Genomic DNA, 15,038 nt, shown 5'->3' on the forward strand with positions numbered 1-15,038 from the left:
GGTCGGCATGCAGATAGTCGATGTTCTTCAGCAGGTCCTCTTCGCTGACCGTTTCAGGCATGTTGACCGTGCGCGAATACATGCCTAGCTCCTCGCAGGCCTTGCCCTTCATGCGCACATAGACCTCGGAAGCGGGGTCGTTGCCCACCAGCACAACGGCCAGACCGGGGACCAGCCCCGTCGCCCTCAGGTTGGCGATCCTCGGCTTTAGCTCTTCCTTGATTCTGGAAGCGATGCCACTGCCATCGATGATCTGCGCTGCCACTGTCTCCACCGGATGAGAGAGGTGGATGAGCGCCTATGAATCTTGCCTTTGCGGCGCTCCATTGGCGCTGCAACCCGTTTTATATCAATTGCATCATAAGCGCCAACCGACGCAAAGAGGAGGAATGGCCATGAAGACGAACATCGAGATCGCCCAAGAAGCGAAATGCGCGCCGATTGAGAAGGTGGCGGAGAAGCTCTCCCTGACGAACGGTGACCTGCAGCTCTACGGCAAATACATGGCCAAGGTGCCTTTGGACGTGCTCAGGCGCTTCGAAGGACAAGAGGATGGCAAGCTCATCGTCATGACCGCCATCACGCCCACGCCCGCTGGAGAAGGGAAGACCGTCTCCACCATCGGTCTGGTGCAGGGCCTGGGCAGGCTCAAGCTCAGCGTCATGGGGTGCCTGCGTCAGCCCTCCCTCGGTCCGGTGTTCGGCGTGAAAGGCGGTGCCACCGGAGGCGGCAGGTCCCAGGTGTACCCCATGTGGGACATCGACCTTCATTTCACCGGGGACATCCACGCGGTGGCAGCGGCCCACAACCTTCTCTCCGCCATAATCGAGAATCACATCCAGAGGAAGAACGAGCTGAACATTGATCCGACCAGGATAATTTGGAAGAAGGCAATCGACATGAACTGCCGCGAGCTACGGCAGATCATCGTCGGGCTCGGGGGAAGAGGTGATGGAGGCGTCCCACATGAAAGCGGCTTCATCATCACCGCCGCCTCGGAGATATCGGCCATACTTGCTCTGGCAACGTCGATGGAAGATCTGAAGAAACGGCTGGCGAAGATCGTGGTCGCCAGGACCTACGACAAGAAGCCGGTCACCGCCGGTCAGCTGGGCTGCGTCGGGGCCATGGCATTGCTGTTGAAGGATGCCATGGAACCCAACCTGGTGCAGACGCTGGAAGGCGAGCCGATCTTCATCCACGGATTCCCTTTCGCGAACATCGCCCACGGCAACAATTCCATCCTAGCGACGAAATACGCTTTGAAGATGGTTGACTACGTGGTCACGGAGGCAGGATTCGCGACCGACTTGGGCATGGAGAAATGCTTCGACATCGTCTGCAGAGAGAGCGGCTTTCGTCCCGACTGTGTGGTAGTGGTAGCATCCATCAGAGCGTTGAAGATGCATGGCGGATGCCCGTTCGAGAAGTGCGACGTGAAGAACATCGACGCCTTGGGAAGAGGTCTCGTCAATCTAGACAAGCACGTCTCCAATGTGCGTAAGTTCGGCGTGCCCGTGGTCGTGGCGGTGAACCACTTCTCCACCGACACCGCGGAAGAGGTGGAGGCGGTCATGGCCCACTGCAAGGAGATCGGAGTGCGGGCGGCCGTCTCTTACGTCTTCGATCAGGGCGGGGATGGAGGGATCCTGCTTGCCAGGCAAGTGCTGGAAGCCATCGAAAATGATAACAATGACTTTCACTTCCTTTACGACGAGAAGCTGCCGGTGCGTGAGAAGATAGAGAGGATCGCCCGCGAGCTGTATGGGGCCAGAGCGGTCAAGTTCCATGCCGAGGCGGAGAAGGACATGAAGGAGATAGAGGCCATGGGCCTGGACAAGCTGCCGGTGTGCATAGCCAAGACCCAGCATTCGCTCTCCGATGATCCGAAGGTAAAAGGCGCGCCGACGGACTGGGTGTTGACCGTGCGCGATCTCAGCCCGTCCGCGGGAGCTGGTTTCATCGTGGTGGTCTGCGGCGACATCATGCTCATCCCTGGTCTGCCAGCAGAACCAAGCGCGTTCAACATGGACGTGAAGGACGACGGCACGATAATCGGCCTGAACTGAACGCTCTATTTCGAGGTCGATTGCAGCCGCTGCAGGACGTGCGAGCCGAGCACGGTCAGATCCTCCGTCGGAAGGATCGATGCTGCCAGCTCATCGAAGAGCATGCTTGCGTTGGCTGGAATCTCTTCATCTCCCTTCCAGACGATCGCGGTAACGGGCATCTTTGGAAAGACCAACAGTCTGATACCTGCGTCACCGAGCGGTACTCGTTCTCCGTGCAACACCTCTCCGGCCCGAAGCATTCTGCCTGGATCGCTCCCGTATTCCTCTGCCAGACGGTCGAGCACCCGTTTATTGAACGCCTCCAAATAGACTGGACCGCCGGGAGCTTGAGCGAAGGACATCGGTCGCCCGGTCAGCGGCCGTTCATCGCACCCCAACAGATAGTGGAGGGCCAGGACCTGCAGATGCGGTTGGACCTGTACTCCGTCCTCGAACATCGTCCTATCTGCTGGGCGCATCCTGAACGACGTGGATAGATGACGGAGATCCAGCTCATCCTCTTGGAGGTCGCAAAGGGACACTCTCGCGACATCTCCTAGGTCCAAATGGGACAAGGCGTCCCAGGCGAGATCGAGCGCATCGTCGTACTTTCCTCTTCCGTTCTTTGTCTCAGGCATCGGGTTCATGATCGATCCCTCACCATGATGTCCACGACCTCGTCAGCGGTGCGGAATTCGATGCCCAGTTCCGCTATGCCCTCAAGCAACTTACGCAGGTTCCGCAGATTCATCTCCACCTGCATCTCGTCCAGGAGGCCGTGGCCGTACGTCTCCACTATGTGCCAGCTGTGCGTGGCCAAGATCAAGCATCCCGCTTTCAGCGATTCGGCCATGGCGACATAGTCGGAAGGTGAGCGTTCCCCTTCATGCATGGGCCAGAGGTAGGAGACGATACGTTTTCGTTTGGCGTCCTTGCCTTCCGCCACCGGCAGTTCCCAAAGACCTTCATCCAATCTCCACGGGTCGATCCTGCCCTTTTCAATGCGCTTGACCTTGGAGGAATCGTAGCGGAATCCTTCCTTGGCCAGTATGGCGAGGGTTTCGCTGCTCGTGTGCAGGTAGGGAGCGCGGAACCCGGAAGGCCGGCGGCCAGAAATGTCCTCCACAATGGAAGCGCTCTCCCTCACGACCTCAGCGGTCTCCGGTCCCGTCAAGCAGATGCCTGTGGTCTCGCCAGTGAGATCCTCATGGCAGACGCCATGACAGGCGACCTCGTGCTTCGACAGCAACGATCGCACGTCCATGTGCTTGGCCAGAGCGCGCAGCGTATCCCCTTCGAGGAAGAATGTGGCATGGATCTCCAACTCGTCCAGGACGTTGACCAGTATTTCCAGCCCTCTTGCGGACGAGGTGTAGCGGGCCGCGGTCTCGCCTGTCTTGCCAGGAGAGGAAGCGGCGTCGTAGCGTCCCTCCTCGGCCACGTTCACATCTCTATCCACGTCCACGGTGAAGACCGCGTTGCGCACGTTCCTCCTATCCCCCTCCAAATATAATCCGCTTTCTGCGCTTCGATAGGACCAAGTCCGAAGCTGGCAACCTATAAGAATCCAGAAGGCGTGGCATCGCATGTAGATGAAAGAAACGATAAAACCAGTGAATGCCAGGTCACGGACTGTGGCCATCATCGGAGGGGGCGTCGCCGGGCTCTCGGCGGCGGTGCAGTTGGCGGAGAAGGGGATCAGGCCAGTCATATTGGAGAGCGAGCCCGAGCTTGGTGGCAAGGTCAAGGCATACGGCTGCAAGGGCGTGCGGGAGTGCGTTCATTGCGACGTGTGCCTCAGTGTCAACTTGATTAAGGAAGTGAAACGCCTGGGCGTGGAGCGGTTCAAGGGCGCCAAGGTCCTTTCTCTGAGCGGCAGGCCGGGCAGATACCGCCTGCGCCTCAGCGTCGGTGGGTCCTCTTCCACAAGAACGCTCAGCGTCGGGACGATCATAGTCGCAACGGGTGCCGAGCCGTTCGATCCCTCGGTCGAGAAGCGCCTCTCCCACGGGCGGATCAAGGACGTCATCTCGGCCGTGGAGGCGGAGCACCAGATCCGTGCCTCGGGCAAGCTGCTCGTCCCTTCCACCGGCATGGCGCCAAAGAGCGTGGCCTTCGTGCAGTGCGTCGGCTCCCGGGACCTGAGCAAAGGGTCGGGGGCATGTTCCAAGGCCTGCTGCAAGTACTCGTGGAAGATGGCGCAACTGCTGAAGCGCATAGACCCGGAGACATCGATACTCTACCTCTTCATGGACTGGCGTCCGGTGGATGCGCAGGACGACATCCGTTCTTGGGCGGCGGGGCAGAAGAACGTGAGGCTGATCCGCTCCCGGCCCTCCGAAGTTCTGCTCGGCGAAGATGGCAGGCCGGTAGTGAGATTCGCCACCGGCGACGATTCGATCATCGAGGAGGAGGCTGTGGACCTGGTCATCCTTTCCGTGGGAATGGTCCCTTCTGCAGGTTCGAAGGAGCTCAGCCATGCCCTGAGACTCGAGGAGGACGCCCAGGGCTTCATTCTCACCAGCGAGCTGGATAGGCATCAGACCTCAAGACCTGGTGTATACGCAGCCGGCAGCTGCACCGGGTCGAAGGACATCCGGGAGAGCGCCAAGGACGGAGAGAGGGCCGCTGGAGCGGCTGCGAGATCGCTGGAGGAGATGCAATGAGCGAGAAGCGTATCGGCGTCTTCATCTGCGAATCTGCGGGCGGAAGCGAGGGATCGCTGGACCTGCGCTCCCTGGGCAAGCACGTCTCATCCTTGCCAGAGGTCTCGTTCGTTCGCTTCATCGATCAGGTGTGCAAGGAGACTGGTCAGGCCCAGATGCTGCAGGCGTTGAATAAGGACGAGGTCGATCGTTTCGTCGTCGCCGCTTGTTCGCCTCTGAGCAAGGAGCGAATGCTGATGCGGTTGGCGGCCGAGGCCGGACTGAACCCTTTCATGTTCACCATCGCGAACGTCCGCGAGCAGAGCGCCTTCGTTCATTCGAAAGCAGGGGCCGACCTGAAAGCAAAGAGGTTGCTGAGGATGGCCGTGGAGAAGTGCCGCCTGCTCGCACCAGCGCCTTACGATGTCAGGATCCCTGATAGCAGGACGGTGCTCGTCGTCGGGGACGGCCTGAGGGCGGCCTTGGCGGCGGAGGATCTGCGAGCCCTCGACCTCGAGGTCATGATACTGGTGGAAGAAGGCATGCTGCGATTGCCTCGCTTTCTCGATCCCACGCTAGCCGAGGCGTTGAAGCGCAGCGAGGAGGGTTCTCCGATCATATCCGGGCACTTGGCATCACTGGATGGGGTTCCAGGAGCATTCGATGTGCTCACAGAAGGAAAGACCTCCGGAGCGGTCAGATGCGGTGCGGTGATCATAGCGTTCGATCCTTTGCCCGCGAAGCTCGAAGAAGGTATCATGGGCCCGATGCATTTCGAGGAGCTCATGGCCGGCGGAGCGCGGCTGCCTCTTTCCCTTGTGATCGTGGTCGACGATTGGAAATCGGAGTTCCACTCACCTCAGGCCATGGAATGGGCCATGCGAACGGCGGTAGCGGTGCGAACAAGGTCGCCCGAGTCCTCGGTGCGCATCCTTTGTAGGGACATCTCCTCGAGGGGCGAGCTGGAATCGGAACAGCTTCGAGCGCAACGCCATGGAACAATCTTCATGAGAACGGAACGAGCGCCCACTGTCACCCCCGGAGAAAGAGCGATCGTCAGAACGGTCGACCCCATCGTCGGAGAGCTGGCCCTGGATGCGGACGCAGTGATTCTGGTTGGTTCAGATCTGAACGCGGGAAGCGCGAGCACCTGTTTCGTTCTTGGGTTGGCGATGCGTCCCGACGGCATGCCTCGAGAATCGAAGGTAAGGCTGCGCGCTGGGGAGAGTCTGCGGGCCGGGATCTACGTCATCGATCCATGGAGCGAGTGGAGCAGTGGGGACGTCCGATTGGATTGTGCGGCCGTTGCGGCCAGAGCGGCCGCCCTCCTGCTTTCTCCGGGGATCGAAGAGGGCGGTGCGGTGGCCCAGGTCGAGGCAGGCAAGTGCTCGGCCTGCCTGAGCTGCGTGCGCATCTGTCCCTATGGTGCACCATACGTCACGGACGAGGGCAAGGCAGAGGTCAGATACGAGCTGTGCCAGGGCTGCGGGATGTGCGTGACCTCCTGCCCCGGCAAGGCCATCGACATGCATTGCTACTCCGACGCCCAGATAGCTGCGGAAGGGAAGGCGGCGCTCAAGGAGCCACGTCCATGAAGATCATCGGCTACGTCTGCTCACACGCCGGCTACGCAGCAGCGGACCTGGCCGGAGAAGAGCGACTGCAATATTCCCCGGACATAATTCTGATCCGACTGCCATGTGCCGGTCGGATCGACGTCGTACATTTGCTCAAGGCGTTCCGCGAAGGGGCCGACATGCTCTTCGTGGCGGGATGCCTGGAAGGAAACTGCCACCATCACTATGGCAATCACGAAGCCAGGAAGCGCGTCGATCAGGCCAAGAGCATCCTGGATGCATTGGGCATGGATGGACGGAGGATAGAGATGTTCTACCTTGCCTCCAACCAGGGCTGGAAGTTCAAGGAGATCGCGGATGAGATGATGAGAAGGGCGAGCGAGCTAGGGTCGAACCCACTGGAGGCGAAGGGATGATAATCGGAGAACAGAAGCCGCTCCAGGAGATCTGCGCCATGCTCGAGGGACATCAGCGCATCCTAGTGGCAGGCTGTCGTTCCTGCGTGGCCATTTGCCTCGCGGGCGGAGAGAAGGAGGTGGGCATCTTGGCGGAGAGCTTGCGCCTGCACTCCGACCTCCGAGGAAGGAATTGGGAGGTGACCGAGTTCACCACGGAGAGGCAATGCGAGAAAGAGTGGGTGCGTGAGCTCTCCGACCTGGTGGCCAAGAGCGACGCGGTCGTCTCCATCGCTTGCGGGGTTGGGGCGCAAACCATCCAGGCGCTTTTCCCGGAAGTGAGGGTCCTTCCCGGGCTTAACACTTCGAACATGGGTGCGCCCGAAGAACCGGGCGTTTTCATGGAGAAATGCGGGGGCTGCGGTGACTGCGTTCTGCATCTGACCGGAGGGATATGTCCCATCGTCCGCTGCGCCAAGAGCCTGCTCAACGGTCCCTGCGGAGGGAGCCAGAACGGCAAGTGCGAGATCGGTCACGATACGCCCTGTGCCTGGGAGGAGATCTACCACTCGCTCGAGCGCCTTGATCGATTGGACCTGCTGGAGGAGCTGATACCTCCGAAGAACTGGATGCCCAGCCGTAGCGGCGGACCGAGGAGGATCATCAGGCCGGAGGCGGTCCTGACCAGGGAAGAGAAGGAGATGAGAGGATGAAGGCGGGCAGCAACTTGGAGAAGGTGCTTTGCGATGGGAGGTTCGCCGTCACGGCGGAGATCGGGCCGCCCAAGTCCGCCAGCGCCGAGAGCGTCCGTCGACACGCGAAGGAGATGCGAGGTTGTGCGGACGCCTTCAATCTCACCGACAACCAGATCGCCATGGCCAGGATGTCGTCCATCGCCGCTGCGGTCGTTCTCATCGAGGAAGGCCTGGAACCGGTCATCCAGATGACCTGTCGGGACAGGAACCGGATCGCCATGCAATCCGATATCCTGGGGGCATCGGCGTTGGGCATTAAGAACGTGCTTTGCATCAGCGGCGACCATCAAACCTTCGGTAACCAGAAGGAAGCGAAGAACGTGTACGACGTCGACTCCATCCAGGAACTGATGATCCTGCGCAAGATGAGGGACGAAGGCCGAGTGTGGAGCGACGAGGAACTGGAAGTAGCTCCAAGACTTTTCCTGGGCGCGGCGGCCAATCCTTTTGCCGATCCATTCGAGTTCCGGGTCGCCAGGCTGGCAAAGAAGGTGAGGGCGGGAGCGGATTTCGTGCAGACGCAGAGCATCTTCGACATGGAACGCTTCGAAAGGTGGATGGAGCTCGTTCGGGTCAGGGGGCTGCATGAGGATGTGCATATACTGGCGGGCATCCTGCCGCTGAAATCGCACAGGGTGGCGCTCTACATGAAGAACAAGGTGTCAGGCATGATCGTTCCCGATGCCATAGTCGAGCGCATGAAGGCGGCCAAGGACCCGAAGGAGGAAGGCATCCGCATCTGCGTAGAGCAGATCGAGCATCTGCGGAGCATCGAAGGAGTGCATGGCGTGCACATCATGGCGCCCTTGTGGGAAGAGAAGGTGCCAGAGATCGTCCGCAGAGCGAGATTGCGTCCAGATGCTCGAATCGAGTGAGAGGTATGTGCACCGAGGCTTCAATGAAGACATGTTCTATCCTAGACGGTCTGGAATCATCACTGGTATACGGTCAGGGAGCGAGTCCTTCGAGGGGGGGCTCCTGGCGCATGAGAAAGTACTTATCTACCTGGAAACGAGGACATAGCAGGACAAGTGAGATCGATGTCGCAGGTCAACCTTGATTGCCGGGGACAGAACTGCCCCGTTCCTTTGGTGGAAGTGAGGAAGGCGCTGAAGAAAGCGGCCGTCGGGGATGTCATTGAGGTCGTCGGAACACATCCCTCATCAAAGAAAGAGATACCGATGGCAGTGGACGCGCTGGAGCAGCAGTTGCTGGAAGTGAAGGACAACGGTCCGGAGTGGATCATCCGCATCAAGAAGGTGAAGGGGTGATAGAGTGACCCAGAAGACGACCATAGTCGTGCACAGCGGCGACATGGACAAGGTGTTCAGCGCATTCATCATCGCCAACGGCTCCATGGCCATGGGCATGGAGGCTACGCTCTACTTCACTTTCTGGGGTCTCAATCGTCTCAAGAAGGGAGGATTGGACAAAGGCCCCCTCTCCCAGATGAACATGCTTGGCCTGGGAAGAAGGATGGTCAGGCAGCGGATGGAGAAGGCGAACGTGGCCAAGTTGGAGCAGATGGTCAAGGACTTCAAGGAGCTAGGGGGCAAGATCATCGCCTGTGAGATGACCATGGAGATCATGGGGATCAAGAAGGAGGACCTCCGGCTGGATTGGATCGATGAGTTCGGTGCCGTGGGCACATACGTGAACGAAGCGAGGAAATCGGACATCACGCTATTCATCTGAGGTGTTCTCATTGCCCGACAGGACGATCTACATGGACAACGCCGCCTCCACCAGGCTGGACGGGCGCGTGCTGGAGGCGATGAAGCCCTATTACTTCGATTCCTATGCGGTGGCGACATCGGAGTTCGGGCATTCCATGGGCATCGAGGCCAAGGAGACGCTGGAAGCAGCGCGAGTGAAGCTGGCCGAGGCGCTCAAAGCCTCTCCCGAGGAGGTGCTGCTCACTTCCGGGGATACGGAATCAAGCAACCTGGCCCTCAAAGGAGTGACCAATGCCCTTGCGGGCAAGAAGGGCAAGCACATCGTCGTATCGAAGATCGAGGACTTTCCTGTTCTGAACAGCGCCAAGGCGTTGGAGAGGTTGGGCTACAAGGTCACCTATCTGGGAGTGGACAAAGAGGGCTTCCTGGACCTGGCGGAGCTGGAGCGCTCCATAACCAAGGAAACCGTCCTGGTCTCGATCCAGCACGCCAACCAGGAGATCGGGACCGTGCAGGACATCGAGGCGATCGGGAAGATCTGCCATGATAGAGGGGCGCTATTCCATACGGACGCCACCCATACGCTCACCCGCATTCCATTGGACATGGGCCGAATGGCGGTGGACCTGGCCACGATAACCGCCCACACCATCCACGGTCCAAAAGGGATCGGGGCGCTCTACGTCCGCAAGGGCACTCCTCTGATGAAATGGATGGACGGCGGGTTCCAGGAGTTCAATCTGCGGGCGGGACTGGAGAACATCCCGGGAGCGATGGGATTCGCCAAAGCCATAGAACTGGTGACCGAAGAGGAGAACGAGCGCCTCCGCGCCATCCGCGACTCGCTCATAGACAGCTTGCTGAAGCAGGTGCCTCGGACGACCCTGAACGGCTCTCGGACCAGGAGGATCCCTCAGAACGCCAACATCACCTTCCACCGCGTGGAGGGCGAGTCGATAACCCTCCATTTGGACATGCGAGGCATCGAGGTCTCCACCGGCTCGGCCTGCTTCTCCCGGTCGTTGGAGGCCAGCCACGTGATCATGGGCATCGGTGGGGACCACGAGCGGGCGCACGGGTCCATACGATATTCACTGGGCCGATTCAACGACATTAGCGAGGTGCCAGAGGTCGTGAAGGCGATGACGGACATCATCGGAAGATTGCGGAGCATCAGCCCGCTGAAGGATTGAGGAGGTTCAGAGCATGAAGTTCCCGTACGGAGAGAAGGTTCTGGAGCATTTCAAGAACCCCAAGAACGTGGGCAAGATAGAGGACGCTGACGGAAAGGCCATCGTGGGAAGCCCGGCATGCGGAGACATGGTGGCGGTGTACCTGAAGATCGATCCGAACGAGAACCGGATCGTGGACGCGAAGTTCGAATCCTATGGATGCGCTTCGAACATAGCCACCGGCTCGATCATCACCGAGCTGGCCAAAGGGAAGACCATAGAAGAGGCCAAGAAGATAAGCTGGCAACAGGCCTCGGAGGCATTGGGCGGGCTGCCGAAGATAAAGGCGCACTGCTCAGTGCTGGCCGTGGAAGGCCTCCGCGAGGCCATCACCAATTACGAGGAGAAGCACGGTCTGATCAAGGAGCGAGAGCCGACCACGGCGGAGCTGGTGAAGCGCCGCCTCAAGAACGTGATGAATCCGCTCACTGGTCTGGACATCGTTCGCGGCAACCTCATCAAGGAAGTGAAGGTGGAGGAGGGGGTGGTCAAGATCTCGGTGGACCTGCCTGAGAGCCACATCTTCGCCAGCAACATCAAGGAAGAGGTCAACGAGCGCATCGAGACCCTGTGGGACGTGAAGAAGGTGGAGATCAGCTTCAATCCTGCTTAGGTCTGATGGTTTCTCTCAGGCTTTCGTTCTGATCGGTCCCCTCATCTCGAGCGCGAACACCGCCGCTCCTACTACGAGGAGGGCGGCCGCGAGACCGAACCCAGCTAGGAATGAGATCGCCCCCACCACCATGCCGGTGATCAAAGGACCGACGGAGTGTCCGATGTCCATCACCGAGCTGAGCACGCCGATGGCCGAGCCATGCGCGGACGAGCCGGCGATCTCCGTCACCAGGGCGGAGGTGGATGCGGTGACCATGGCCACTGTGAGGCCGAATGCTATGGATAGGATCGCCAGGAGCAAGATGTTCGATGTCAAGGGCATGAGGAACATGGCGACCGCGCCCAGGATCAGTCCGATGACGATCATCGGAACCCTGCCTTTCTGATCTGAGACCCGGCCCATCAGCGGCTTGAACAGAAGCATGCTCACCACCTGCACGCCCATGATAGCACCGATGTCCAAAGCATTGAATCCCAGGGACCTGGCGTAGAGGGGGAGGAAAGCCTCGAAAGCGCCCATGGCGAAGTACTGTACCCCTTCCATAGAGGAAGTGACCATGATCTTGCGCTCCTGCACCACCTCCTTCAGGGCGGAGAGCATGGAGCCGGAGAACTTCTTCGCTTTGGCGATGGTATCACTGTCATCCCAGGGAACCAGGAGCGAAAGGGCGAGCGCGACGATGGCGGTGATGCCACAGAGGAGATATAGGGAACCGAAGCTAGCGTAGAAGATCAGGGCTCCACCGAGGAACGGCGCGATGAAGCGCCCCGCCATGGTAAAGGAGGAATATGTCCCCAAAGCCTGACCGCGCAGGGACGAGGGGTATCGGTCCGCCACGGCGGCCATGGCCACGGGCATGAAGATGGCGGTGGCGAACCCGTGGTAGAATCTGACCGCGGCCAGCTGCCAGAGATCCGTCACGAACAGGTAGAAGAAAGGCGCTGAGGCGAAGATGAGCAGCGAGAGGGTGATGACCTTTGACCTCCCATTTCTATCGGAGTAGGCACCGGCGAAGCTGCTCACCAGAATGCCGGGTATGGGGCTGATGGCGGATATGAGGCCCACCTGCGCGTCGCTGGCGCCGATGCTCGCTGCCAGAAGCGGAAGGGCGGGGTTCTTGGACATGGTGGAGGTGAATATGGCCAGAGCTGCCACCACTCCGAGAATGATGAGGAAACGATGAGCCCTCGGATCGGACATACTGCGCGTCTAATCGTTCCGTTGGGATATGACGCTTTTTGTGTCTCGGTGGAATACGGCGCTATTTCGACGTCCTTCAAAAGATCAGGCCGTCGCAACACAAAACGGTTCGTTGGTCATGCAGCATGCGATGAAGCCATCGACATCGCAAGGGGCGGATGATCAAGCGCGCAGGAAATCGTCGCAATAGAGCTTCTGGTTCAGCAGCACTTGTCCGGCCTTGATGGTGCTCATGAGTTCCTGGTCCTCGGGGTCGCAGATGACGGCGCTCAGGCCTGCGCCCATCAGCATGGCCAGGTAGGTGCGGTTCACCAACGGCCGGTCCTTCGTTCCGTTGGAGACGTTGCTCAATCCGACCACCGTTCGAGGGGCAGGTTCGTTCAAGCTCTGGAACATGCGGAGGGCCTCGATGACCTTCAGTCCCTGGTCCTGGGCCGCTTTCGTCGGCAGGACCAGCGGATCGAGGTATAATCGATCCGGCATGATCTCGTGCTCCATGGCGGTGGTGATCATGAGCATGGCCATCTCCGCGCGCGAGGCAGCGTCATTGGGGACGCCGCGCTCGTCCATGGTCAAGCAAATGATGTCCGCGTTGTGCTCGCGGGCCAAGGGAAACAGCTTCTCCATCTTCGCTTTCTCCGCCGTAGTGGAGTTCATGATGGCCCGGTTCCGACAGGCCTTAAGTCCTGCCGTCATGGTCTTGATGCCCGGCGTGTCGATGCTCAGAGGAACGTCGGTCACTTCCTGCACGGTCCTTACGAGCCATTCCATCACCGCTGGCCCGTCCTCTCTGCCTGGACCGGTGTTGATGTCCAGTGCTTGCGCTCCCTTGGCGATCTGGTTCAGCGCATGCTCCTGGATCCATTTCGCGTCCCGCTGGTCGATGGCTTTGGAGACGGAAGAGAAAAGGCCATTGATCCTCTCGCTGATGACGTACATGCTCTTTCCGAGGAAGGTAACGAGCAGCGGACTAAAACGATTGTCCCTCACAAAAGCGCGAGAACAGGAGGAGAAGGCCAAGGGCAAAGGCGCCCTAGGACCGCGGAAGAACGTTGATTCGAGAACGTCCGAGAGAAGTCTGGCCATGCCTTACTTCTTCTTCGTCGCTTTCTTTTTCTTCGCGCCCGCCACCGACTTACCTCCATGGAATATACGCGCGAGCCAGCACTTAAACATATCACTCCGATTGCGAAGCGAACGCTTAGAATGGTTTATGTTCAGACGCGCAATATCCTTCCGGCATACTGTTCTCAAGTATGCCTCATGATGCGGAGGCGTTTCGTTTGGCCAGGATCGAAAGGGCGCTGATCAGCGTTTCTGACAAGACCGGATTGGTGGAGTTCGCTCGCGGCTTGAAGGACATGGGTGTGGAGATCATTTCCACGGGCGGGACAGCGGCCCTGTTGGACCGGAGCGGCATTCGCACCATCGGCATCTCCGAGATCACTGGCTGGCCCGAGATGTTGGATGGCCGCGTGAAGACCCTGCATCCCATCGTGCACGCGGGCATCCTCGCCCGGAGGGATTCCCCGGAGCACATGCTGCAGTTGGAGAAGTTGAAGATCAAGCGCATCGACATGGTCGTCGCGAACCTCTATCCTTTCAAGGAGACGGTGCTAAAGGGCGCTTCCTTGGACGAGATCATCGAGAACATTGACATCGGTGGGCCGAGCATGATCCGGGCCGCGGCCAAGAACTACCAGGGCGTAGCGGTCGTCACCAACCCCTCCAAGTACCAACCGCTGCTGGAGGAGATGCGCGCCAACGATCGCACGCTGAAGGAGGAGACGCATGAGGCGCTCATGCTCGAGGCCCTGAGGACCACGGCGGTCTACGATTCCATGATCTCCACCTACTTGGCCAAGGTCTTTCCATCGGAGCTTTTTCCTTCCACTTACACGCTGGGAATGGAGCGGTCCTACGATCTACGCTACGGCGAGAACCCGCAGCAGGAGGCGGCCTTCTACGTCGATCCTTTCTCCATTGGCGTCAGCGTGGGCAGGAGCGAGAAGCTCCATGGGAAGGAGATATCGTACAACAACATCCTGGACCTGGAGTCGGCTCTTGAACTGCTGCGGGAGTTCCCTGACAGACCCACGGCGGTGGTGATCAAGCACACCAACCCTTGCGGCATCGCCTCCGCGGATTCTCTGGCGGATGCGTTCATCACCGCTTACAATGTCGACTCGTTGGCGGCGTTCGGGTGCGTCATCGGGCTGAATCGGGAAGTGGACGTCGCCACGGCCGAGCAGATCGCATCGCACTTCGTGGACTGCGTCATCGCACCCGAGTACTCGCCGGAGGCGCTCGTCATCCTCACCAAGAAGAAGAACATCCGCCTGCTGCGCACCGGAGCGGCCATAGTTCATGATGAAAGGCCGGAGCTGAAGATGAAGAAGGTGAAGGGCGGGCTGCTAGTACAGACCGCTGCCACGAAGCCTCTTGACCCAGGCACGCTGCGCGTGGTCACCAAGCGCTCCCCCACTGATGAGGAAACGCGGTCCATGCTCTTCGCCTGGAAGGTGTGCAAGCACGTTTGGTCCAACTCCATCATCCTAGCCAAAGGCGAGCGAGTGGTGGGCATCGGGGCGGGACAGATGAGCCGGGTGGATTCTGCCATGATCGCTGCTTACAAGGCCAAGGAGGGTGCCAGAGGGGCGGCCATGGCCTCGGACGCCTTCTTCCCCTTCAGGGATGGGATCGACGAGGCGGCCAAGGCTGGCGTCACCGCCGTCATCCAGCCTGGTGGTTCCATCCGGGATGAAGAGGTCATCAAGGCGGCGGACGAGCACGACATGGCAATGGTTTTCACAGGTGTGAGGATCTTCAGACATTGAGCGCTCCGCCCGCGCTCGACGAAAAAAACAATACCCCGAGCAGGAATGCTTTCT

General features: G+C 59.6%; 16 protein-coding genes. 11 read left to right on the plus strand and 5 right to left on the minus strand.

The window, feature by feature from the left end; translation table 11 throughout:
- The coding region (locus NT137_01905) for a bifunctional 5,10-methylene-tetrahydrofolate dehydrogenase/5,10-methylene-tetrahydrofolate cyclohydrolase (GenBank protein ID MCX6652092.1) at window positions 1–274 on the minus strand (274 nt) is incomplete at its 3' end.
- 121 nt (window positions 275–395) lie between these two features.
- On the opposite strand from NT137_01905, the gene NT137_01910 reads away from it, so the two are divergent.
- Complete coding sequence (locus NT137_01910; GenBank protein MCX6652093.1) at window positions 396–2,069, plus strand: formate--tetrahydrofolate ligase; 1,674 nt, start codon at window positions 396–398, stop codon at window positions 2,067–2,069.
- Between the two features lie 5 nt (window positions 2,070–2,074).
- Here NT137_01910 and NT137_01915 read toward each other — a convergent pair whose 3' ends face one another.
- Both NT137_01915 and NT137_01920 read right to left on the minus strand, forming a co-directional pair.
- Window positions 2,075–2,698, minus strand: coding sequence for a DUF3786 domain-containing protein (locus NT137_01915; protein ID MCX6652094.1), 624 nt, complete (start codon window positions 2,696–2,698; stop codon window positions 2,075–2,077).
- Window positions 2,695–3,537, minus strand: coding sequence for a polysaccharide deacetylase family protein (locus tag NT137_01920; protein ID MCX6652095.1), 843 nt, complete (start codon window positions 3,535–3,537; stop codon window positions 2,695–2,697). The genes NT137_01915 and NT137_01920 overlap by 4 nt, the downstream gene beginning before the upstream one ends.
- A 106-nt stretch (window positions 3,538–3,643) precedes the next feature.
- Between NT137_01920 and NT137_01925 the strand changes: the two genes are divergently transcribed.
- The 9 genes from NT137_01925 to NT137_01965 all read left to right on the plus strand — a co-directional run bounded on the left by NT137_01925 (window position 3,644) and on the right by NT137_01965 (window position 10,944).
- Complete coding sequence (locus tag NT137_01925; GenBank protein MCX6652096.1) at window positions 3,644–4,717, plus strand: FAD-dependent oxidoreductase; 1,074 nt, start codon at window positions 3,644–3,646, stop codon at window positions 4,715–4,717.
- Window positions 4,714–6,291 carry a 4Fe-4S binding protein gene (locus tag NT137_01930; GenBank protein ID MCX6652097.1) on the plus strand — a complete coding sequence of 526 codons (1,578 nt, stop codon included), beginning with the start codon at window positions 4,714–4,716 and terminating at the stop codon, window positions 6,289–6,291. Before NT137_01925 ends, NT137_01930 begins: the two co-directional genes overlap by 4 nt.
- Window positions 6,288–6,689, plus strand: a complete 402-nt coding sequence (locus NT137_01935; GenBank protein ID MCX6652098.1) for a hydrogenase iron-sulfur subunit — start codon at window positions 6,288–6,290, stop codon at window positions 6,687–6,689. Before NT137_01930 ends, NT137_01935 begins: the two co-directional genes overlap by 4 nt.
- Window positions 6,686–7,381 (plus strand): methylenetetrahydrofolate reductase C-terminal domain-containing protein, encoded by a 696-nt coding sequence (locus tag NT137_01940; protein ID MCX6652099.1) that lies wholly within the window; start codon window positions 6,686–6,688, stop codon window positions 7,379–7,381. The genes NT137_01935 and NT137_01940 overlap by 4 nt, the downstream gene beginning before the upstream one ends.
- Window positions 7,378–8,298, plus strand: coding sequence for a methylenetetrahydrofolate reductase (locus tag NT137_01945; protein MCX6652100.1), 921 nt, complete (start codon window positions 7,378–7,380; stop codon window positions 8,296–8,298). The genes NT137_01940 and NT137_01945 overlap by 4 nt, the downstream gene beginning before the upstream one ends.
- Window positions 8,299–8,463: 165 nt before the next feature.
- Complete coding sequence (locus NT137_01950; protein MCX6652101.1) at window positions 8,464–8,694, plus strand: sulfurtransferase TusA family protein; 231 nt, start codon at window positions 8,464–8,466, stop codon at window positions 8,692–8,694.
- 4 nt (window positions 8,695–8,698) lie between these two features.
- A complete protein-coding gene (locus NT137_01955) occupies window positions 8,699–9,118 on the plus strand; it encodes a DsrE/DsrF/DrsH-like family protein (protein MCX6652102.1) in 420 nt (139 codons plus the stop codon).
- Between the two features lie 10 nt (window positions 9,119–9,128).
- A complete protein-coding gene (locus NT137_01960; GenBank protein ID MCX6652103.1) occupies window positions 9,129–10,292 on the plus strand; it encodes a cysteine desulfurase family protein in 1,164 nt (387 codons plus the stop codon).
- Between the two features lie 13 nt (window positions 10,293–10,305).
- Window positions 10,306–10,944, plus strand: a complete 639-nt coding sequence (locus tag NT137_01965; GenBank protein ID MCX6652104.1) for an iron-sulfur cluster assembly scaffold protein — start codon at window positions 10,306–10,308, stop codon at window positions 10,942–10,944.
- Window positions 10,945–10,959: 15 nt separating this feature from the next.
- Here the strand turns inward: NT137_01965 and NT137_01970 are convergent, their stop codons facing one another.
- Both NT137_01970 and NT137_01975 read right to left on the minus strand, forming a co-directional pair.
- A complete protein-coding gene (locus NT137_01970; GenBank protein MCX6652105.1) occupies window positions 10,960–12,147 on the minus strand; it encodes an MFS transporter in 1,188 nt (395 codons plus the stop codon).
- A gap of 162 nt (window positions 12,148–12,309) precedes the next feature.
- The gene (locus NT137_01975; protein ID MCX6652106.1) at window positions 12,310–13,233 is read right to left on the minus strand and encodes a dihydropteroate synthase; all 924 of its coding nucleotides are present in this window, start codon (window positions 13,231–13,233) and stop codon (window positions 12,310–12,312) included.
- A 197-nt stretch (window positions 13,234–13,430) separates the two neighbouring features.
- Here NT137_01975 and purH point away from each other — a divergent pair, with 197 nt between their 5' ends.
- A complete protein-coding gene (gene purH, locus NT137_01980) occupies window positions 13,431–14,984 on the plus strand; it encodes a bifunctional phosphoribosylaminoimidazolecarboxamide formyltransferase/IMP cyclohydrolase (GenBank protein MCX6652107.1) in 1,554 nt (517 codons plus the stop codon).
- Window positions 14,985–15,038 lie beyond the last annotated feature (54 nt).

This window comes from Methanomassiliicoccales archaeon (assembly GCA_026394375.1).
Taxonomy (GTDB): domain Archaea; phylum Thermoplasmatota; class Thermoplasmata; order Methanomassiliicoccales; family UBA472; genus JAJRAL01.